Below are 19358 nucleotides of genomic sequence, written 5' to 3'. Positions count from 1 at the left end.
CGTGGACAAGCCGGCCGGCGTGCTCTCCGGCGGCGAGAAGACCCGCCTCCCCCTCCCCCCCCCCCTCCCCCCCCCCCCCACCCCCCCCCCCCTCCCCCCCCCCCCCCCCCCCCCCGCTGCGATGCGCATGACGGTCGGGACGCTGTGGGACTTCGGTGGGGTGCAACCTCTCCGCAGGGAAGGTGCGGATCCGGCGTTGAGGCCACCGAGAGCCTCCTCGTCCCGACGGAGAACCTCCCGCGGTTCATCGAGCACACCCGAGGTCCGACCCGGAAGGCGCCTCCTTGCAGACACTGCGGGCCCTGGGCGAGAGGCAGAACAAGGCCGCGAAAGAAGCACTCCTGGGGCCACCCTGACCGGACCGCACTCAAGGATCCGCACCTGGCAGCCCAAGCCCTGCACACCTCTGCCGTCCTGTTCGGCCACTCCCGACAGGGAACCTCACCCTCAGCCGGAGACCGCAGGAACAGGCACGGTAAGCGCCGATGCCGAGACAGCCAGCGCCAAATGTATCGAATCGCACCCATCACCCTCATGGAGGGGTACGATTCAATGCATGACAGCCATGAAAGACCCCAGCCGCTCACAGCGGCTGACCCACCTGCCCCCCACGTTCACCACAGCGCAAGCACACCAGGCCCGACTCTCCTCCCGCGATCTCGCCACCCTGGTCGGCGAGGGGGCCATCGACGACCTCTCCCGCGGGGTCTACCGAAAAGCGGACGCACCGGAGACCGCTCACGCCGACCTCCTGGCCGTATGTATCCGGGCGCCCCATGCCGTCGTCTGCGGCGAGTCGGCCCTCGCCCTGCATGAGCTGATCGACGACATCCCCACGGCCGTGTATATCGCCGTGCCCCGCGGCACCCGCCGCCCCACGATCTCCTACCCGCCCACCACCGTCGCCCAGTACGCCGCACAGACCTTCACCCTCGGCGTCGAACACTTCGAAGCAGCCCCAGGAGAAACCATCCCCGTATACAACGCCGCCCGCAGCGTCGTCGACGCCATGCGCCACCGCCACCGCATCGGCCAGACCCTGGCCCTGTCCGCACTCGGCCGTTACCTGCGGCGCGACGGACGCCGCGCCGCCCGCGAGCTCCAAGACATCGCTCGCGAACTGGATGCACTGTCCACCATCCGCCCCGCCGTAGAGGCGGTGCTCGCCTGATGCCGAACCCCACCCGCGACACCACCGCCGGGCGCGTCTACAACAACCTGCGCAACCTGGCCCGCCGCACTAACCGCTCCACCGACGAGATCATGGTCGAGTACGTACTCGAACGGTTCCTCTACCGCCTCTCGATCTCACCCCTCGGCCGCGAACACTTCGTACTCAAGGGCGGCCTGCTGCTCGCCCAGTTCGGGGCTCGCCGCACGACCCGCGACATCGACCTCCTCGGCCGTTCCTTCCCCGGCGAGGAAACCGAGATCGTCCACAGGATCGCGGCCGTCGCCGCAACCGAGACCGACGACGGCGTCGCCTTCGACCCAACGACACTGAAGACCGTACCGATCCGCGAAGAGGACGAGTACCACGGCCTGCGCCTGTCGATGGCCGCCTCCATCGCACGGGCCCGTCTCAAGCTCCAGCTCGACGTCAGCTTCGGCGACCCCGTCACCCCCGGCCCGCAAACCATCAACTACCCGCAGCATCTCACCTCGGAGAGCTTCCAGATCCTCGGCTACCCCCTCGCCACTGTCATCGCCGAGAAACTCACCACCGCCATCTCTCTCGGCGACCTCAACACCCGCGACCGCGACTACGCCGACCTCTACCGCCTGCTCACCCTCAACGACCTCGACGGCCGGGAACTCGCCGCCGCGCTGACCGCCACGGCCACCCACCGAGGCATCACCCTCAAGCCACTCAGCACCACGATCACCGACCTCGCCGAGCAGCGCCAGAACTCCTATGCCGCATGGCGTCGCCGCCAAGGCACTGCCGCGAACGGTCACCCCGAACGCTTCACCGACGTCGTGCAGCAGGTCATCGCTTTTCGGATCCCTGCATCACGGGCGAAGCCGCCACACAGACATGGGCCGCAGCCACCCGGACATGGTCCTGATTCCGGATCTCGAATGCGCTCCCCTCGCGCTCCCGTGGACATCCAGCCACCACAAGAACTGACCGACCATCAGCGATCCAATGCAAAAGACCAGGTCAGAGGGCACCTGACCTGGTCTCAAGTGGAGCCGCCTTCGGGATTCGAACCCGAGACCTACGCATTACGAGTACACCGGCCCCAGACCACGAACACTCCACCGCAGACCACCTCCTACCTCACGGCAGTTGCAAACTGCGGGATAGAGCGACAGCGTGTGTCCCATCGACCCGAACCAGCTCAGAGACGTCATCCGCCCCTCCGCTCCAGGGACTTCTCAGGGACTTTCAGCGCTGCCCGAGGGAGTTCCGAGGGACTTTTCGCCGCCTGACGCGGCAAGCCCCCGAAAGATCGGAAAGGGCCTCCGACGCAGGTCAGAGGCCCTTTCCCAGCAAAGCCGCAGGTGATGGCAGACGAGTCGGGCTGTACGCCGGGTTCTGTGCGCCCGGGACCTCGCGGTCGTCGGGGCGACGGCCATCCATCTAGGACCGGCGTTGCCGCCGGCCTCGTGCGGTCTACCCGCGGACTCGGGCGGGCAGCCCTCGAACGTCCGCGCAGGACCGCCCTCTTGCGAGAGGCGGCCCCTCTTGACCTTGCTCCAGGTGGGGTTTACCTAGCCGCCTGAGTCACCTCAGGCGCTGGTGGTCTCTTACACCACCGTTTCACCCTTACCGAGGACCGAGGTCCCCGGCGGTCTGTTTTCTGTGGCACTGTCCCGCGGGTCACCCCGGGTGGGCGTTACCCACCACCCTGCCCTGTGGAGCCCGGACGTTCCTCGGGAAGATCGTTGCCGATCTTCACGCGGCCGCCCGCCCGGCTCGTCTGCCGTGTCGACCATGCTACCTGCCGTTGCGACCGGCTTGACCTTGTCGCAGCGTCAACGTTTCTACTGGGTGCCATGCGAATCGGAGAGATCGCCGCGCTCGTCGGGGTGACCACGCGGGCCGTCAGGCACTACCACCATCTGGGGCTGCTGCCCGAGCCGGTGCGCCGGGGCAACGGATACCGGGACTACACCGTCCGTGATGCCGTGCTCCTGGCGCGGATCCGGCGGCTCACCGAGCTGGGGCTCGGCCTCGACGAGGTCCGGGACGTACTCGCCGACGACAAGGGCCGCGATCTCGTCGAGGTGCTGGAGGAGCTCGATGCCGACCTGGGGCGGCAGGAGGCGTTGATCCATGAGCGGCGGGAGCGGCTGACCCCGTTGCTCGAGCAGGCCCGGAGCGGGCAACTGCCCGCCGAAGGGCCGGTGTCGCCGCAGCTGGGTGCGCTGCTCGCCGACATGGCGCGCGCCTCCGCCGGCCGGCCGGGGCCGGAGCCGGCGATCGCCTCCAAGGACCGTGAGCTGCTGGCTCTGATCGACACCGTGGCCCCGCAGGAGGAGCAGGAGCGCCTGATGACGGAGATGCGACGGGTGATGGAGGCGCCCGGCGCCATGGACCGGGCGTACGCGCTGTACGAGGAGCTCGACGCCCTCGCGGAGGTGGACCCGGCTGATCCTCGGGTCGAGGAGGCGGCGCGGACGCTCGCCGACATGTTGCCCGACGAGGTCGCGGCCCGCCTGGACACCGGGGAGGCGCCGGGCCCGTCGGACGTCGGTTTCATGGATGCCTTCCTCGCGGACTTCGCCCCCGCCCAGGCCGCCGTCGTGACCCGTGCCCTGGAGCTGGTCGTGGAGCGTGCCCGGTGAACCGGCTGCTGAAGGTGCTGCGGGCGGTCGCGTACGCGGTGCTGCCCGCGGAGGCGCTGCTCGCGATGTGCCTGGTGGGCGGGGTAGGCGTCCCGATGGCCGCGCTCACCGTCGCCGAGGCCGCCATGGCGCTGCTGCTCGCCGCCGAAGGGGTCGCGTATCTGCGGCTGCGCAGAAGGGGGGTGACTCGGCGGGAGGCGGTGTCCGAGCTGGTGCCCGTGCCCGTGCTGCGGCTCGTGGGGCATGAACTGCGGCTGCTGTACAGCCTGTGGCTCTGGGTCACGCGGCGGCGCCACGGTGTCGGCCCGGGCGACCGGCCCTTCGGGCACGCCCGTGATCAGGCGGCACTGATGTACGGCTTCACGCTCGTCTGTGTCGTGGAGACCGTGGCCGTGTCGTATCTGCTGAGGCACTGGCCGGCCGTGCACGCCGTGCTGCTCGTGGTGGACGTCTACACGGTGCTGTTCATGCTCGGCCTCCAGGCCGCCTCCGTCACGCGCCCCCACGTCCTGTCGGCGCAGACGCTGCGACTGCGCCAGGCCGGGCACGTGGACCTGCTGATCCCGCTGGAGCGGATCGCCGACGTCCGCTACGAGCTGCGCTTCACCCACGAGAGACAGGACGACGTCCTTGATCTGCAGGTCGCCTCGCAGACGTCGGTGATGCTGGAGCTGTCCGAGCCGGTGATCCACGTCGGTCTGCTGGGCGGGGAGCGGCCGGTCGGCACCGTGCGGGTGCACGCCGACGACGCACGGGCCTTCGCCAAGGCCCTGCGGGAGGCGACGAGCGGGGAGCGCGCGGCGAACGCGCCGGTCACGCCGGCGTGAACCGTACCTTCGCCCGCCCCGGGTCGGCCTCGGTGAGCCGCACCCTCAGCCGCTCCCCCAGCGGCAGCGCGCCCGCGCCGCCTTCGACGCGTGCCACCACAGCCGGGTCCTCGAGGTGGACGGTGCCGGCTGCCGGGTCGTTCTCCTCCACGTCGACGACGACCGCGTCGAACGTCTCGCCGATCCGGTCCCGCAGCACGATCGCTTCGACGATGTCGAGGCACTCGCGTTCGACGGTGTTGCCGCGCCGGCCGCCCTCGGCCATCTCCTTGGGGAGGGTCTCCAGGGCGGCGGTCACCCACCCCGGCGGCTCCTGCCCCGCGACGGCGGCCAGGCACAGCTCGCCCGCGTAGCGGTCCACGAGCCGGCGCAGCGGCGCGGTGCAGTGGGTGTACTCGGCGGCGACCGCCGCGTGGAGGGCGGGCACGGGCAGCACCCCGCCGGTGAACGACGAGTACCCGGCGCCGCGCAGCAGCGTCGTGCACTCCTGGAGGAAGGCGGCGCTGCGGGGCTCGCGCGGGTCGAGGGAGCGGACGAGCTCGGCGTACGAGACGTGGTGGGGCCAGTCGACGCGCAGCGCCTGCGCCGAGCGGCGCAGCCGCGCCACGGCCCCGTCGGGTGCGGTCGGCAGGGTGCGCAGGATGCCCGTGCCCGACGCGGTCATGAGGCCGGCGGCGGCCATGCCGGTGAGCAGGGAGATCTGCGCGTTCCAGCCGTCGGCGGGGCGCGGTGCGCGGTACTCGAGGACGTACCCGCCGTCCCGCTCGGTGACCTCCTGCTCGGGGACGTTCAGGGAGATCCCGCCGCGTTCGACCTCGAGCGCCTCGCGCAGGGTGCCGATGTCCTTGAGCAGGGCCAGCGGTTCCTCCGCCGTGCCGGTGTCGATCTGCCGCTGCGCTCCTTCGTAGTCCAGCCTGGCCCGGCTGTGCACGAGCGCCCGGCGCACGTCGGTGCCGACGGTGCGCCCCTCCGCGTCGAGGTCGATCCGCCACAGCAGCGCGGGGGCGCTCTGGCCGGGCAGCAGGCTGGCTGCCCCCTCGGAGAGACCGGGCGGATGGAGGGGGACCTTCCCGTCGGGGAAGTACAGCGTCTGCACCCTCCGGTGGACCTCCGCGTCCAGCGCCGAGCCAGGCGTGACGAAGGCGGCGACGTCGGCGATCGCGTAGTGGACCCGGAAGCCGCCGTCGCGGCGGGAGAGGTGCATCGCCTGGTCGAGGTCGACGGAGGCGGGGGGGTCGATGGTGAACAAGGGGATGTCCGTCGCGTCCTCTTCCGGCAGCCTCGGCGCCTTCGCCGCCGCCTCTGCCTCCGCGAGGACCGCCTCCGGAAAGTCCCCCGGCACGTCGAGCCTCGTGCGCAGCTCACGCAGGGCGGCGCGCAGCGGGGCCTCGGCTGCGCCGGTCGCTTTCATGTGGCGGCGGGGCATGGACCGAGCGTAGGTCGCGGCTGGGGTGGTGGCATTTCGGCGGGGCGGGGCGGCCTTTGTACTCTGGCGCGGGGCCGCACCCCCACCCCGTGTCCGTACGAAGGAGACCTGCCGTGCTTGTGCTGCTGCCGCCGTCGGAGGGCAAGGCCGATTCCGGTCGCGGGGCCCCGCTGAAGCCCGAGTCGCTGTCGCTGCCGGGGCTGGCGGAAGCACGGTCCGCGGTGCTGGACGAGCTGGTGGAGCTGTGCGCCGCCGATGAGGCAAAGGCGCAGCAGGTCCTCGGCCTGAGCGAGGGGCTGCGCGGCGAGATCGCGAAGAACGTGGAACTGCGGACGGCGGGGACCCGGCCGGCCGGTGAGATCTACACCGGCGTCCTGTACGACGCGCTGGACCTCGCCACGCTCGACGCGTCCGCGCGCCGACGGGCCCGGCAGTCGCTGCTGGTGTTCTCCGGGCTGTGGGGCGCGGTCCGGATCGGCGACCGCATCCCGTCGTACCGCTGCTCGATGGGCGTGAAGCTGCCGGGGCTCGGCGCACTGGGGGCGTACTGGCGGGGCCCGATGGAGTCGGTCGTTCCGGAGGCCGCCGGGAACGGGCTGGTGCTGGACCTGCGCTCGTCCGCGTACGCGGCGGCATGGAAGCCCAAGGGCGCGGTGGCGGAGCGTACGGCGACGGTGCGGGTGCTGCACTCGCACGTCGTCGACGGGGTCGAGAAGCGGTCGGTGGTCAGCCACTTCAACAAGGCGACCAAGGGCCGGATCGTACGGAGCCTGCTGGAGTCGGGGGCCGCGCCGAAGACGCCGGAGGCCCTGGTCGAGGCGCTGCGGGACCTCGGTCACGTGGTCGAGGCGCAGGCCCCGGCGAAGGGCGGCAAGACGTGGGGGCTGGACGTCGTGGTGTCGGAGATCCACTGACACGTTGCGCGATGCGCAACGCTCGTTGTGGATGATGCATGCCCCGGGCAGGATCGGCGCATGACTTCCGTGCTCGACCTCTCCCCCGTCATTCCGGTCGTCGTCATCGACGACGCCGCCGACGCCGTGCCGCTCGCGCGCGCCCTCGTCGCGGGCGGCCTGCCCGCGATCGAGGTGACGCTGCGGACCCCGGGCGCACTCGACGCGATCCGGGCGATCGCTGCGGAGGTGCCGGACGCGGTCGTCGGCGCGGGCACGATGATCTCGGCTGAGGGCGTCACCGGGTCGGTGGCGGCGGGGGCACGGTTCCTGGTCAGCCCCGGGTGGACGGACTCGCTGCTGGACGCGATGCAGACATCCGGGGTGCCGTTCCTGCCGGGCGTTTCCACCACGTCGGAGGTCGTGGCGCTGCTGGAGCGCGGGGTGGACGAGATGAAGTTCTTCCCCGCCGAGGCGGCGGGCGGCACGCCATACCTGAAGTCCCTCGCGGGCCCCCTCCCCCAGGCACGTTTCTGCCCGACGGGCGGCATCACGCGCGCGTCGGCCCCGTCGTACCTGGACCTGCCGAACGTCGGCTGCATCGGCGGCACATGGATGCTGCCCGCCGACGCGTTGGCGGCCGGTGACTGGGCACGGGTCGAGTCCCTGGCACGGGAGGCGGCGCAGCTCGGGCCCGCGCGGCCCTGAACTTCCCTGCGCTCAGTCGAAATCCAGCTCCACATAGGGGGCGAGCGGGCGGTAACCGAGGCGCTCGTAGACACCGTTGGCGGTCGGATCGGCGACGTCCGCGAAGAGCAGCACCTGCTCGGCGCCCGCGTCCAGCGCGCCTCGACTGGCCGCGGCGGTCACCGCGCCCGCATAGCCACGACCGCGAAAATCGGGCGGGGTGTAGACGGGCGCGATCCGTGCCTGGCCCGCGAGCATCGGCGAGTGGCCGGCCATGGACACGGGCCGGCCGTCGACCTCCCAGAGATACAGGCCGCCGCCGGAGATGCGGCGGGACACGTTCGCGGTGTAATCCGTCTCGGTACTCGCCCCGGTGTCCGCGGCGAAACCCGTCATCCAGGCCGCCGCCTGCGCGACGTCCGCGGCGGTTGCCCGCCTGACCGTGCCGGGCGGCGGCTGCTCCGGAGGGCACAGCACGCCGAGCCGGAACAACCGCAGCCGCACGGCCACGGTCCACCGGCCCTCGCCGGCCCACTCGTCCGCGAACGCCTGGGCGCTGCCGTCCGCCCCCTTCACGCCTGCGACCGTGGCACCCGCGGCGCGCAGGGTGCGGGCGAGCTCGCGGGCGTGGTGGTGGGGGATCGGCCCGAAGAGGGCAGGGTGCGGGGGCGTCTGGACGAAGGCGGCCTCCACGGGGCCCGTCCCGCTCTCCCGCCACCAGCCGAACCACGGCGGCTGCCCGCCTTCGTCCCCGTACGCGTCGGGCCCGTGGCGCCGGACCGTCTCACTGACGGTCAACAGGCCGGTGTTGCCGACGGGGTCGGCGGCGAGGTAGGCGTCGGTGTGGCGCCGGAACTCGTGGACGTCGTGGGTGAGGTGCCAGGTCATGGGGGTGATGGTGCTACGAGGTGGGCGCGGCCGCGCGGTCTTTTCCGGGGAGGCAGTCCCCGGACCCCGCGCCTCGAACGCCGGCGGGGCAGGACCTTGCAGGTCTCGTCGGGGCTCCGCCCCGCACCCCGCGCCTCAACTCCCCCTACGGCCCGGCGGCGGTGGAGGGGCGCCTCCCACGGCGCCAGGCATAGGGGGAGTACCCCCAGCGAGGCCGGCGAAGTCGGCCCGTCCGGCGATTGAGGACACCGCGCGGAGCACGGTACGGGGTCCGGGGCCCCCGGTTCCGGGATGGGGGTACCATCCACGCCGCCAGGCGTAGGGGGAGGGCGGGGAGGGGAACAACCCCCGCGCCCGCCCCCACCTCACCGCAAGTGCGACGTGTCGTTCAACAACCTCAGCGACGCGTTCCCGTCCGCGTAGTACGCCACCGCCGACAACGACGCCGCCGACAGTTCCATGCGGAACAGGGACTCCGGCGGGGCCCCCAGCGCCAGGCGGACCAGGGTTTTGACCGGGGTCACGTGGGTGACCAGGAGGACCGTGCGGCCCTGGTGGCGGGACAGGAGCTTGTCGCGGGTCGCCGCGACCCTGCGCGCCACCGTCGCGAAGCTTTCGCCGCCGCCCGTGGGGACCGCTTTCGGGGAGGCCAGCCATGCGTCCAGGTCGTCGGGGTACCGTTCCCGCACCTCGGCGAACGTCAGGCCCTCCCACGCGCCGAAGTCCGTCTCACGCAGGCCCTCTTCGAGGGTGACGTCGAGGCCGAGCTTCGCCGCGACCACGTCCGCCGTCTCACGGCAGCGGCGCAGCGGCGAGCTGACGATGTGCTGGATCGTGCCGCGCGCCGCGAGCGACGCGGCGACCGCTTCGGCCTGGCGGCGGCCCACGGCCGACAGCACCGGGTCGCTGCCGCCGCTGCCGGAGAAGCGCTTCTCGGGGGTCAGGACCGTTTCGCCGTGCCGGAGCAGGACGAAGGTCGCGGGCACCCCCAGGTCCGGCGCGGCCCAGCCGACCTCCACGGCGGCCTCGGCGGCCGGCTCAGCCGCCACCACAGGCCGCTCGGTCGCTTCCAGCGTGCCCACGGGCCCCGCCGCGACCGCCGCGGACGGGCCCGCCGCCGGCCGCCCCAGCGCCGCACGTGCCTTCGCCGCACCCGCCGCCGCGTCGCCCACCACGCGGGCCGCCTCGGCGTCACGCGCGTCGAGTGCCGCCGTGGAGCGCGACGGCTCCCACTGCTTGCCCTGCTTGCCCGCGTCCATCGCCTCGTTGGCGAGCCGGTCCGCGTGTTTGTTGCGCTCGCGCGGGATCCACTCGTAGGTGACCTGCGAGCGCGGGAAGACGCGCGCGGCTTCGGCGGCGAGCGGCTTCATGTCCGGGTGTTTGATCTTCCAGCGGCCGGACATTTGCTCGACGACGAGCTTGGAGTCCATCCGTACGCGGACAACCGCCTCGGGGTCGAGGGCACGGGCCGCTCGCAGACCGGCGACAAGGCCCTTGTACTCGGCAACGTTGTTGGTCGCCACTCCGATGTACTCGGCGGCCTCCGCGAGCGTCTCGCCCGTGACCGGGTCGAGGACGACCGCGCCGTATCCGGCGGGGCCGGGATTGCCCCGGGAGCCGCCGTCTGCTTCGACGACGAACTCGCGCGGTGCAGGCACTACAGCCCCGATTCGGACGTACGGACGAGGATGCGGCGGCAGTTCTCGCAGCGCAGCACCGTGTCGGGCGCGGCCGCGCGGACCTCGTTCAGCTCCGTGATGTTCAGCTCCAGCCGGCAGCCCTCGCAGCGCCGCTGGAACAGCCGGGCCGCGCCGACCCCGCCCTGCTGGACGCGGAGCTTCTCGTACAGCTTCATCAGGTCCGCGGGGACGGTTCCGGCGACCACCTCTCGCTCCTTGGTGACGGACGCGGTCTCCGCGTCGAGCTCCGCCTGAGCGGTGTCCCGGCGCACGATCGCGGCGTCGGCCTTGCTCTGCACGGACGAGACCCGCTCGGTCAGTTCGGCGACGCGCTCCTGCACGGACTCACGGCGCTCCATGACCTCGAGGACGATGTCCTCCAGGTCGCCCTGGCGCTTGGCGAGCGAGACGATCTCGCGCTGGAGGTTCTCCAGGTCCTTGGGCGAGGTGATGGCCCCGGAGTCGAGGCGCTGCTGGTCGCGGGTGGCGCGCTGGCGTACCTGGTCGACGTCCTGCTCCGCCTTGGTCTGCTCGCGGGCGGTGTCGCTCTCCTCGGTCTGCGCGGCCACGAGCAGGTCCCGCAGCTGCGTGAGGTCCTTGTTCAGCGATTCGATCTCGGCGTGCTCGGGCAGCGACTTGCGCTTGTGCACCAGCTGCGACAGGCGCATGTCGAGGGCTTGGACGTCGAGGAGTCGGATCTGGTCGGCGGGCGCGGCGTTCAGTTGGGGGCTCCAGAGGAATCGTGGTGAGAGGACCAGGGGTCGGTGACCGTCTTCGACACATGGACCCGCAGGTCCCAGCCGTTCCGGTCGGAGATTGCGTCGAGCTGCGCCGCGGCCTGTTCGCACCAGGGCCATTCGGTGGCCCAGTGCGCGGCGTCGATCAGCCCGAGGGGTGAGTGCTGGGTGGCCTCCGACGCCGGATGGTGGCGCAGGTCGGCGGTGAGGAACGCGTCCACGCCTGCGGCCCGTACCTGCTCGAAGAGGCTGTCGCCGGAGCCGCCGCTGACCGCGACCGTGCGCACCGGCGCATCGAGGTCGCCGGCGACGCGCACTCCCTGCGCGGTGGCGGGCAGGCGCTTCGCGGCGCGGGCGGCGAATTCTCGCAGCGTTCCGGGGTGGTCGAGCTCGCAGATCCGGCCGAGGCCCCGTCGCCCGCTGGGGTCGGAGGGGTCGGGCACCAGGGGCCGTACGACACGGAGGTCCAGCGCGCCGGCGAGGGCGTCGGAGACGCCGGGGTCGGCGGTGTCGGCGTTGGTGTGCGCGACATGCAGGGCGATGTCGTTCTTGATCAGGGTGTGCACGACGCGGCCCTTGAAGTGGCCGGCGGCGACCGTTGTCGTACCGCGCAGATAGAGCGGGTGGTGGGTGACGACCAGGTCCGCGCCGAGCTTCACCGCCTCTTCGACGATGTCCTGTACGGGGTCGACGGCGAACAGCACACGGGTGATCCGGGCGTCGGGGTCTCCGCAGACGGTGCCGACGGCGTCCCACTGTTCGGCCCGCTCGGGGGGCCAGAGGGCGTCGAGCGCGGCGATGACTTCAGACAGACGGGGCACGCAGCAAAGGCTACCTGCCCCGCCCGTCTCCGATGCCTGCCCCTGCTTGAAAGAAGCAGCCGCCGGCCGGGGCGGCCGCTGGACAGGTGGCCGCCTGCTCGACCAGGCGGCGCCGGAAGAGACTGCCGCTACTTGACGAGGTGGCCGCGCAGGTCGTCGAGAACCTCGTCGGCGGCGGTGACGCCGAGGCCCAGGTACCAGGTCTCGTCGGGGACGTCCTCGGCCTGCCCGGCCCTGACGGCCTTCAGGTCCTTCCACAGCGGGTTGGACTCGGCGGTGTCCCGCTTGGTCTTCGACGGGTCGCCGTAGACGCCGGTGAAGATCCAGTCGGCGTCGGCCTGGTCCATCTTCTCGGGGCTGATCTCGACGGCGAGGTCCTCGATCTGCTGGTTCGCCGGCCGCGGGACGCCCGCGTCACGCAGGATCGTGCCGATGAAGGACGCCTGCGCGTAGAGGCGGATCCTGCCCGGCATGTAGCGGAGCATGGTGACGGTCGGCTTCTTCTCCCCGAGGTCGGTGCCGAGCTGCTTCGCCTTCTTCTCGTACGCGGCGAGCTTCGCCTTCGCCTGCTCGGTCCTGTCGAGGGCCGCGGCGTTCAGGAGGTAGTTCTCCTTCCAGGTGAAGCCGGGGCGGATGGAGAAGACCGTGGGGGCGATCCGGGACAGCTCCTTGTACTTGTCGCTCGCGCGCAGCCGGCTGCCGAGGATCAGGTCGGGCTTGAGGGCGGCGATGGCCTCGAGGTTGAGGCTGTTGACGGTGCCGACGCTCTTGGGGTTGCCGGCTTCCTTCTTCAGGTAGCCGGGGATGCCGTCGTCGCCTTCGGTGGGCGCGTAGCCGACGGGCTGCACGCCGAGGGAGGCGACGTTGTCCAGCTCGCCGACGTCGAGGACGACGACCCGCTCGGGCGCCTTCTCCATCTCGGTCCTGCCGAGGGCGTGGGTGATGGTGCGCGGGAACTGGCCGGGTCGCGCGTCCGTGCCCATCGCCGCGGTCTTCTCCGCCGCGTCGCCGAACTCCTTGCCGCCCTGGGCAACCTTCTTGCCGCTGTCGCCGGCCGGCGCGTCCGCGTCCTTGCCGGCATCGCCCCCGGCTCCGCAGGCGGCGAGGGAGAGGGCGGCGGCAAGGGCGACCGCGGTGGCGGCGGGACCGCGACGGCGAAGGGGCATGACGTGCTCCTGATCCGGGACTTAGGGGTGCCTTACCTTAAGCACTGCCGCAACTCCGAGCACAACCGCCCGCCCGTTCTCATGCAAACCGGGGCATCGCCACCCTTATGTGTGAAGAGACGTGTCTCGTGTTGTTCGGCAGGAAGTGCGATACCTAGCTTCGGTGGCCGGAGGTGAGGCATCGATGACAGCCTGTGCCATCGAAACCGCCGCGGAGAACGGGGCGGTGGCGACCACGGAAGGTACGGAGGGCGCGGGGGGCACGGAGGTCCCGGGAGACGCTTCGGTTCCCGAAGCCGGGGAGACGGCGGCGCTTGCGGATGCCGTGGTGGGTTCCGCTGCGGCTGCCGCGGCGAGCGGTGCGGTGGGTTCCGCGGCGGGCACCGGGTTCACGATCACCGCCGACGGGACGTACGGAGCCCGCCTCGCCGGTACGGGCGACGCGGTGTACCCGGAACGCTGGACCCTCGACGGGCCCGAGCCGTACGCGGTCGCGCTGCCGCTGAACCAGCCCGAGGAGCGCGATGCGGAGGTACTGCCGCTGAGCGACGGGCGGGTCCTGATCCGCCGACGGGTCGCGGAGCGCCACACGCTCTCCCTGCTCTACCCGACCGGGCCGGCGACCGGTGAGCTGCCTCTCGGGGCGCTCACCGCCGAGGAGTTGCGGCTGCTGCCGCCCTCGCCGGACGGGATGCGCGCCTACGCCCTGGTGCCGGGCGAGCGTTCGACCGGCATCTGGCTGGTGGCGGGCGGGGCCCTCGGGCCCGAGCACCTCGCCGACGTGCCGGGGCGCTGCTCGGGCGGCACCTGGCTGGACCGTACGGGGCGGCTGCTCGCACTCGACCGCCGGCATCCGGACGGCGGCCCGGTCAAGGCGGTCGCGGTCGACCTGGCACGGGGCGGCGAGGTGACACCATTGCTGCAGATCACGGAGGACAGCGACGACCGGCTGCTCCTCGCGGACGCCGACAGCGGCCTGCTGCTGATCCGTTCGAACGCGCCGGGTCCCGGCGGTGACCGGCTCGGCTGGGGCGTTCTGGGCAGCCTGCGGCCGGTGCGTTTCCCGGAGAGCCTGCGCCTGCCGGACGCACTGGTGACGCCGTTCGCCGTGCAGCCGGGCCAGCTCCTGACGCCGGAGAGCTGCTCGGTGGCCCTGCGGATCGACGGGGCGGCGGGCAGCTGGGTGGGGGTCTGGCGCCCCTCGGGCCGTCAACTCCACCAACTGGCCGCACCCTCAGGATGGTTGGCCGGGGCGGGCATGTGGAGCCGGGACGGTGTGCTGCAACTCCCTTACACCACGGAGTCGATGCCGTGCGGGGTGGCTCGTGCGGCGGCCTCCGAGCTCTTCGCGACGAAGCCTGCAGAAACCTTCGCTCACGGGACGACCACCGAACCGGCACAATCGGAAGCCGCAGGTGGGGAACCATACGCGGGCTCTCGGAGTCCTCTTGTGCGCAGGCCGGTTCCCTTGCAGCAGGCGCCGCTCAGCGGCCGCAGCGCCCGTGGTTAGACTCACGGGCCGGGGCTACCGCGTCACGGTTCCGCAGAGGTGGCCGGGCGCCCTGCGACACACGTACGCAGCGAACACAACGGGGTGACTTCCCACATGTCTGAAGCCCGAACCGACACGACCCACGCGCGTCCGCAGCCTGCGGGTGGGGGGCGGGGCAACGGTGGCGGTGGCGGCAAACACCGAGGGGGTGCGGCAGCGCGGGACGACTCGTCGGCGCCGGCGCAGGGGCGGCACCGGAGGCCGTCGACGGCGGACGGGGGTTGAGGGCTGCGGAGGGGCCGCTGCGCGGAGCTGTTCCCCACCCCCTTCCCGAACCGGGGCAAGCCCGGACCCGTGCCGCGCTCCGCACGGTGTGCGGTGACCGGTGTGCGGGGGGGGCTCCGCCCCGACGCACGCCTGGCGGGGTGGGGCCCTCCCCGGCGCCGGGGCGCCGGCGGGGCCGCCTGCGCCGGGGCTGACTTGCCGCAGAGCGGCAATCCCGAGCGCGAGGGCGAAGCCCGGCGGCGTCGCGGTTCCCAGCCCGTCCGGCGTGTGCGGCGCCCGCCGCCGCACGCTCACCCCCGCTTCAGCCCCAGCACCTCCCCCGCCCCGAACGTCTCCCCCGCCGGCCGCCCCTCGAAGTGCGCGCCCAGCACGCCCGCCAGCTCCTCGAAGCTGAACGTCTCCTTCGACGCGTCGAACTTCGCCGCCACCCGGGGCCGTTCCACCACCGCCACCATGCCGCCGTGCACGACCAGCAACTGGCCGTTGACGGCCGAGGCGGACGGCGACGACAAGTAGCCCACGAGCGGTGCCACGTGCTCCGGTGACAGCGCGTCGAGATGGCCCGGGTCCGGTTCCGCGAAGCCCGCGAAGACGTCCTCCGTCATGCGGGTTCTGGCGCGGGGGCAGATGACGTTCGCCGTGACGCCGTACTTCGCGAGTGCCAGCGCTGTCGATGTGGTCAGGCCGACGATGCCGCCTTTGGCGGCCGCGTAGTTCGGCTGGCCGGCCGAGCCGGCGAGGAACGCCTCCGAGGAGGTGTTGACGATACGGCCGTAGACCGGCGCGCCTGCCTCTTTCGAGCGTTCGCGCCAGTGCGCGGCCGCGAAGCGCGTGGTGTTGAAGTGGCCCTTGAGGTGGACCCGGATCACCGCGTCCCACTCGGCCTCGCTCATGGAGAAGATCATCCGGTCCCGCAGGATGCCGGCGTTGTTGACGAGGATGTCGAGCTTGCCGTGCTCGCGCACAGCGGTGCCGACCAGGGCGCGGGCCGTCTCGAAGTCCGCGACGTCGCCCAGGTGGGCGACGGCGCGGCCGCCCGCCGCCCGGATCTCCGCGGCGACCTCCTCCGCAGGTGCGGCGGACGCTTCGCCGGAGCCGTCGCGACCGGGCTGCCCGTAGTCGTTGGCGACGACCGCCGCACCGAGCCGGGCCAGTTCCAGGGCCTCCGCCCGGCCGAGGCCGCGGCCCGCGCCCGTGACGATCGCGCTCAGGCCGGCCAGGGGGCCCTCAGGGGTGTGTGGCATGCACAGTCCTCTCGGAGATCCGCCGCAGACGGCGTTCAGAGCTCAGAGCTCGATGCATGTGCGCAGCGCCTCACCGCTGCGCATCTGGTCCAGCGCGTCGTTGATCCCCGCCAGCGACACCCGGTGGGTGATCAGGCCCGCCAGGTCGATCCGGCCGGCCCGCCAGAGGGCGATGGCACGCTCGTAGGAGCGCAGCACGTCGCCGCCGCCGTACATCGACGGCAGGATCCGCTTCTCGTCGAAGAACAGCTCGAACATGTTGAGCTGCAGGTTGTCGTCCATCGCGCCGGCGCCGACGATGCACAGTGTCCCGCCGCGCCGGGTCGTCTCGTAGGCGGTGCGCGCGGTCGCGGACTTGCCGACGACCTCGAAGACGTAGTCGAAGCCCTCGCCGGCTGTGATGCGCTGCTTGGCGTCGGCAAGGGCGTCGGGAGCGACGGCCTCGGTGGCGCCGAACCGCAGTGCGGCCTCGCGCCTCGACTCCACGGGGTCGACGGCGACGATCTGTGCCGCGCCCTGGAGCTTCGCGCCCTGGATCGCGGAGATGCCGACGCCGCCGCAGCCGATGACGGCGACGGACGAACCGGCTTCCACCTTTGCGGTGTTGAATGCCGCGCCGAGTCCGGTGGTGACGCCGCAGCCGATGAGCGCGGCGATGTCGAAGGGCATGTCGTCGGGTATCGGCACCGCGCAGCCCGCGTCGACGACGACCTCCTCGGTGAAGGTGCCGGTGCCGGCGAAGCCGAAGACGTCGCCGCCGGGCCTGCGGAAGTTGGGGGTGCCCGCGTTCATGAAGCCGGCCAGGCACAGCTGGGTCTGGCCGCGTCTGCAGGCGGGGCAGACCCTGCAGGCCGGCAGCCAGCACATCAGTACCCGGTCGCCGACCGCGATGCCCTGCACCCCGTCCCCGACATCGAGGATCTCGCCGGCGCCCTCGTGGCCGGGGACGAACGGCGCGGGCTGCGGCAGTACGCCGTTCATCGCGGAGACGTCGGAGTGGCACAGGCCCGTCGCACGGACCCGGATCCTCACCTTGCCGGGGCCGAATCCGACGGCCTCGACGTCGTCGAGGACTTCGAGTTTGTCCTGGCCGATCTCGTGCACTACAGCGGCGCGCATGACGGGTCCCTTCGGCAGGCAGGCGGGCTGTTACTTGTCCTCGACGAGCTCTACGACGGCGTCGGCCAGTACGGGTGCGTCGTCCCGGTCGGCGCAGGTGACCGACACCTGGACACGGCCGCCGCCACCATCACCCTCACCGCCGCTGTCGCCGATCCACATCCGGATGCGCAGCGTCTCGCCGGGGAAGACCACTCCGGCGAACCGCGTGCCGTACGAGCGGATACGGGAGACGTCGCCGCCGAGAAGCGTGTCGACGACCGCCTTCAGCGTCATCCCGTAGGTGCACAGCCCGTGCAGGATCGGCCGCTCGTACCCGGCGAGCTTTGCGAACTCCGGGTCGGCGTGCAGCGGGTTCCAGTCGCCGGAGAGCCGGTAGAGCAGGGCCGCGTCCTCGCGGATCCCCCGCTCGACGGTCCGGTCGGGGCGACGGGCGGGGAGTTCGAGTCGCTGGGAGGGGCCGCGTTCACCGCCGAAGCCGCCTTCGCCGCGTACGAAGAGCTGGGCGTCGCAGGTCCACAGCGGCCCGTCGTCGTCGGCCGCCTCGGTGCGCAGGACGATGACCGCGGCCTTGCCCTTGTCGTACACGGCGGCGACCCGGGAGCGGGAGGTGGCCGTGCCCTTGACGGGGATCGGGCGGTGGAGTTCGACGCGCTGACTGCCGTGGAGCACGGACGCGAGGTCGATGTCGAGGCCGGGCGCGGACATTCCGCCGACGACGCCCATGCCGGCCCCGGCGACGGTGGCGAAGCCCGGCAGCACGTGGAGCCTGGACTCCAGGGTGTAGCGCAGTTCGTCGGGGTCGGTGGCGGGGCGGCCCGCGCCGAGGCCCAGGTGATAGAGCTGGATGTCCTTGTGGTCCCAGGCGATGGTGGTGGGGCGGGGCTCTGCTGCGACGGCCCTGGCGACGTCAATGGGCATGGGGCTGCTGCTCCTCGAGGGATGGAAGACCTCGGTGCGGGTCTCGGTGTGAAGACCTCGGTGCGGGTCTCGGTGTGAAGACCTCGGTGTGGGGACCTCGGCACGGCCGTCCGCACCGTCGGCCGCACCGAGGTCGTACGTGACCGGCCGGGCGAGCCCGTTCTAGAACGCGTTCTAGGCCGATGGCCCTATGTATAGCGCGGCCTCCGGAAGTTGTGAAGACGACTGACGGCATGTCAGCTCCCGTGCTTCCCGATCGCCCGGGCCCTCGGCGCCTGCGAGCCGGGCGGCGTCGCCGCCGTCGGACCGCGAGGACGACTGTTGCTGCCGCGCCGCGTACGCACGAGCGTTCCCGGCTCCGCACCGGGCAGGACATTTGTCATCGCCCAGCCCGTACGTGTGCATCTGCCGGGCCGGCTCCCCGGTCCGTAGCGTCGTCGCCGTGACCTGCATGATCGCGCTGACGGGCACGGAGGAGCACGCCCGCCTTACGGTCACCGACGACGGCCGCGGCCCCGACGCCTCGGGGGCGGCCGGCGGCAGCGGTCTCCGCGGCCTGTCGGAACGGCTCGGCGCGGCGGGCGGCACGCTCGGGACGGGCCCGTTGCCGGGCGGCGGGTTCCGCGTGACGGCCGAGCTGCCGGTCACGGCCGTAGCCTGAGCTCATGTACGAGATGCCCCGCGATCACAGACCCGCGAAGTCCGTGCGTGTCCTGCTCGCGGAGGACCAGGGCATGATGCGGGGCGCCCTCGCACTGCTGCTCGGCCTGGAGCCGGACATCGAAGTGGTGGCGCAGGTGGGTCGCGGGGACGAGATCGTGGACGCCGCGCTCGTCTCCCGGCCCGATGTGGCCCTGCTGGACATCGAACTACCGGGCCGCAGCGGCCTGGATGCCGCCGTCGACCTGGCGCGGGAGGTCCCCGACTGCAGGGTGCTGATCCTCACCACGTTCGGCCGGCCGGGCTACCTGCGCCGGGCGATGGAGGCCGGGGCGGCCGGATTCCTCGTCAAGGACGGGCCGGTGGAGGAGCTGGCGCAGTCGATCCGGCGCGTACTGACGGGCGAGACCGTCATCGACCCGGGGCTGGCCGCGGCGGCACTCGGCGCGGGGCCGAACCCGCTCACGGCGAGGGAACGCGATGCGCTGGGCGCTGCGGCGGACGGGGCGACGGTCGCCGGCATCGCCGTGAAGCTGCACCTGTCGGAGTCGACCGTACGGAACCACCTGTCGTCGGCGATCGGCAAGACAGGCACCCGCAACCGCATCGAGGCGGTCCGCGAGCAGGGTGATTGCAAAGTCTGAGGTTCTGGGGGCGGTGCTGGTCAGCTGAGTCCGAGGAGGGCCAGTGGCCGCTCGAAAGGGCGGAGAGACATCTC

At 72.1% G+C, this 19358-nt stretch carries 18 protein-coding genes and 1 other RNA gene; 9 read left to right on the top strand and 10 right to left on the bottom strand.

Going from position 1 to position 19358, the window contains the following annotated elements; genetic code table 11:
* The first annotated feature begins 556 nt into the window (after positions 1–556).
* Positions 557–1171, top strand: a complete 615-nt coding sequence (locus ACZ4SA_RS33845) for a type IV toxin-antitoxin system AbiEi family antitoxin domain-containing protein (protein ID WP_468281772.1) — start codon at positions 557–559, stop codon at positions 1169–1171.
* The gene (locus tag ACZ4SA_RS33840) at positions 1171–2436 is read left to right on the top strand and encodes a nucleotidyl transferase AbiEii/AbiGii toxin family protein (RefSeq protein ID WP_468281770.1); all 1266 of its coding nucleotides are present in this window, start codon (positions 1171–1173) and stop codon (positions 2434–2436) included. The genes ACZ4SA_RS33845 and ACZ4SA_RS33840 overlap by 1 nt, the downstream gene beginning before the upstream one ends.
* Positions 2437–2515: 79 nt before the next feature.
* Here the strand turns inward: ACZ4SA_RS33840 and rnpB are convergent.
* Positions 2516–2926, bottom strand: an RNA gene (rnpB, locus tag ACZ4SA_RS33835) — RNase P RNA component class A.
* Positions 2927–3003: 77 nt separating this feature from the next.
* Between rnpB and ACZ4SA_RS33830 the strand changes: the two genes are divergently transcribed.
* Together ACZ4SA_RS33830 and ACZ4SA_RS33825 are read left to right on the top strand one after the other, a co-directional pair.
* Positions 3004–3795: a MerR family transcriptional regulator gene (locus tag ACZ4SA_RS33830; protein ID WP_468281768.1), complete on the top strand. Its 792-nt coding sequence runs from the start codon at positions 3004–3006 to the stop codon at positions 3793–3795.
* A complete protein-coding gene (locus ACZ4SA_RS33825) occupies positions 3792–4622 on the top strand; it encodes a hypothetical protein (protein ID WP_468281766.1) in 831 nt (276 codons plus the stop codon). Before ACZ4SA_RS33830 ends, ACZ4SA_RS33825 begins: the two co-directional genes overlap by 4 nt.
* Here the strand turns inward: ACZ4SA_RS33825 and ACZ4SA_RS33820 are convergent.
* A complete protein-coding gene (locus tag ACZ4SA_RS33820; protein ID WP_468281764.1) occupies positions 4609–6048 on the bottom strand; it encodes an RNB domain-containing ribonuclease in 1440 nt (479 codons plus the stop codon). The two genes, ACZ4SA_RS33825 and ACZ4SA_RS33820, sit on opposite strands and share 14 nt — an antisense overlap.
* A gap of 113 nt (positions 6049–6161) precedes the next feature.
* On the opposite strand from ACZ4SA_RS33820, the gene yaaA reads away from it, so the two are divergent.
* Both yaaA and eda read left to right on the top strand, forming a co-directional pair.
* Complete coding sequence (yaaA, locus tag ACZ4SA_RS33815; RefSeq protein ID WP_468281762.1) at positions 6162–6962, top strand: peroxide stress protein YaaA; 801 nt, start codon at positions 6162–6164, stop codon at positions 6960–6962.
* Between the two features lie 60 nt (positions 6963–7022).
* Entirely contained in the window at positions 7023–7649 is a 627-nt protein-coding gene (eda, locus tag ACZ4SA_RS33810) for a bifunctional 4-hydroxy-2-oxoglutarate aldolase/2-dehydro-3-deoxy-phosphogluconate aldolase (RefSeq protein WP_468281760.1), read from the top strand.
* Between the two features lie 12 nt (positions 7650–7661).
* Here eda and ACZ4SA_RS33805 read toward each other — a convergent pair whose 3' ends face one another.
* The 5 genes from ACZ4SA_RS33805 to ACZ4SA_RS33785 all read right to left on the bottom strand — a co-directional run bounded on the left by ACZ4SA_RS33805 (position 7662) and on the right by ACZ4SA_RS33785 (position 12919).
* Positions 7662–8516: a GNAT family N-acetyltransferase gene (locus tag ACZ4SA_RS33805; RefSeq protein WP_468281758.1), complete on the bottom strand. Its 855-nt coding sequence runs from the start codon at positions 8514–8516 to the stop codon at positions 7662–7664.
* 365 nt (positions 8517–8881) lie between these two features.
* The gene (locus tag ACZ4SA_RS33800; protein ID WP_468281756.1) at positions 8882–10174 is read right to left on the bottom strand and encodes a bifunctional RNase H/acid phosphatase; all 1293 of its coding nucleotides are present in this window, start codon (positions 10172–10174) and stop codon (positions 8882–8884) included.
* Positions 10174–10917: a zinc ribbon domain-containing protein gene (locus ACZ4SA_RS33795; RefSeq protein WP_468281786.1), complete on the bottom strand. Its 744-nt coding sequence runs from the start codon at positions 10915–10917 to the stop codon at positions 10174–10176. Before ACZ4SA_RS33795 ends, ACZ4SA_RS33800 begins: the two co-directional genes overlap by 1 nt.
* A complete protein-coding gene (locus ACZ4SA_RS33790; protein ID WP_468281754.1) occupies positions 10914–11753 on the bottom strand; it encodes a Nif3-like dinuclear metal center hexameric protein in 840 nt (279 codons plus the stop codon). The genes ACZ4SA_RS33795 and ACZ4SA_RS33790 overlap by 4 nt, the downstream gene beginning before the upstream one ends.
* 128 nt (positions 11754–11881) lie before the next feature.
* On the bottom strand, positions 11882–12919 hold the full coding sequence (locus ACZ4SA_RS33785) for an ABC transporter substrate-binding protein (protein ID WP_468281752.1): 1038 nt from the start codon (positions 12917–12919) through the stop codon (positions 11882–11884).
* Positions 12920–13103: 184 nt separating this feature from the next.
* Here ACZ4SA_RS33785 and ACZ4SA_RS33780 point away from each other — a divergent pair, with 184 nt between their 5' ends.
* Positions 13104–14429, top strand: coding sequence for a hypothetical protein (locus ACZ4SA_RS33780; RefSeq protein WP_468281750.1), 1326 nt, complete (start codon positions 13104–13106; stop codon positions 14427–14429).
* Positions 14430–14986: 557 nt separating this feature from the next.
* Here ACZ4SA_RS33780 and ACZ4SA_RS33775 read toward each other — a convergent pair.
* The 3 genes from ACZ4SA_RS33775 to ACZ4SA_RS33765 are packed head-to-tail and all read right to left on the bottom strand — an operon-like array spanning position 14987 to position 17980.
* Positions 14987–15940, bottom strand: a complete 954-nt coding sequence (locus ACZ4SA_RS33775) for a 3-oxoacyl-ACP reductase (RefSeq protein ID WP_468281748.1) — start codon at positions 15938–15940, stop codon at positions 14987–14989.
* Positions 15941–15982: 42 nt separating this feature from the next.
* Positions 15983–17059 carry a Zn-dependent alcohol dehydrogenase gene (locus ACZ4SA_RS33770; RefSeq protein WP_468281746.1) on the bottom strand — a complete coding sequence of 359 codons (1077 nt, stop codon included), beginning with the start codon at positions 17057–17059 and terminating at the stop codon, positions 15983–15985.
* 30 nt (positions 17060–17089) lie between these two features.
* On the bottom strand, positions 17090–17980 hold the full coding sequence (locus ACZ4SA_RS33765) for a MaoC/PaaZ C-terminal domain-containing protein (protein ID WP_468281744.1): 891 nt from the start codon (positions 17978–17980) through the stop codon (positions 17090–17092).
* 442 nt (positions 17981–18422) lie between these two features.
* Between ACZ4SA_RS33765 and ACZ4SA_RS33760 the strand changes: the two genes are divergently transcribed.
* Both ACZ4SA_RS33760 and ACZ4SA_RS33755 read left to right on the top strand, forming a co-directional pair.
* Positions 18423–18641, top strand: coding sequence for an ATP-binding protein (locus ACZ4SA_RS33760; RefSeq protein WP_468281742.1), 219 nt, complete (start codon positions 18423–18425; stop codon positions 18639–18641).
* Between the two features lie 4 nt (positions 18642–18645).
* Complete coding sequence (locus ACZ4SA_RS33755) at positions 18646–19284, top strand: response regulator (protein WP_468281740.1); 639 nt, start codon at positions 18646–18648, stop codon at positions 19282–19284.
* The last annotated feature ends 74 nt before the right edge of the window (positions 19285–19358 follow it).

Source organism: Streptomyces sp. NPDC027962, assembly GCF_055566095.1.
The sequence above is the reverse complement of the archived record's forward strand: the minus strand, read 5'-3'. Positions and strand labels throughout refer to the sequence as shown.

What these genes read in the sequence shown, in the direction of transcription:
- ACZ4SA_RS33845 (WP_468281772.1), top strand. Translation starts at nt 557, where the DNA reads ATGACAGCCATGAAAGACCCCAGCCGCTCACAGCGGCTGACCCACCTG.
- ACZ4SA_RS33780 (WP_468281750.1), top strand. Translation starts at nt 13,104, where the DNA reads ATGACAGCCTGTGCCATCGAAACCGCCGCGGAGAACGGGGCGGTGGCG.
- ACZ4SA_RS33785 (WP_468281752.1), bottom strand. Translation starts at nt 12,919, where the DNA reads ATGCCCCTTCGCCGTCGCGGTCCCGCCGCCACCGCGGTCGCCCTTGCC.
- ACZ4SA_RS33765 (WP_468281744.1), bottom strand. Translation starts at nt 17,980, where the DNA reads ATGCCCATTGACGTCGCCAGGGCCGTCGCAGCAGAGCCCCGCCCCACC.
- ACZ4SA_RS33770 (WP_468281746.1), bottom strand. Translation starts at nt 17,059, where the DNA reads ATGCGCGCCGCTGTAGTGCACGAGATCGGCCAGGACAAACTCGAAGTC.
- eda (WP_468281760.1), top strand. Translation starts at nt 7,023, where the DNA reads ATGACTTCCGTGCTCGACCTCTCCCCCGTCATTCCGGTCGTCGTCATC.
- ACZ4SA_RS33775 (WP_468281748.1), bottom strand. Translation starts at nt 15,940, where the DNA reads ATGCCACACACCCCTGAGGGCCCCCTGGCCGGCCTGAGCGCGATCGTC.
- ACZ4SA_RS33840 (WP_468281770.1), top strand. Translation starts at nt 1,171, where the DNA reads ATGCCGAACCCCACCCGCGACACCACCGCCGGGCGCGTCTACAACAAC.
- ACZ4SA_RS33755 (WP_468281740.1), top strand. Translation starts at nt 18,646, where the DNA reads ATGTACGAGATGCCCCGCGATCACAGACCCGCGAAGTCCGTGCGTGTC.
- ACZ4SA_RS33820 (WP_468281764.1), bottom strand. Translation starts at nt 6,048, where the DNA reads ATGCCCCGCCGCCACATGAAAGCGACCGGCGCAGCCGAGGCCCCGCTG.
- ACZ4SA_RS33805 (WP_468281758.1), bottom strand. Translation starts at nt 8,516, where the DNA reads ATGACCTGGCACCTCACCCACGACGTCCACGAGTTCCGGCGCCACACC.
- ACZ4SA_RS33830 (WP_468281768.1), top strand. Translation starts at nt 3,004, where the DNA reads ATGCGAATCGGAGAGATCGCCGCGCTCGTCGGGGTGACCACGCGGGCC.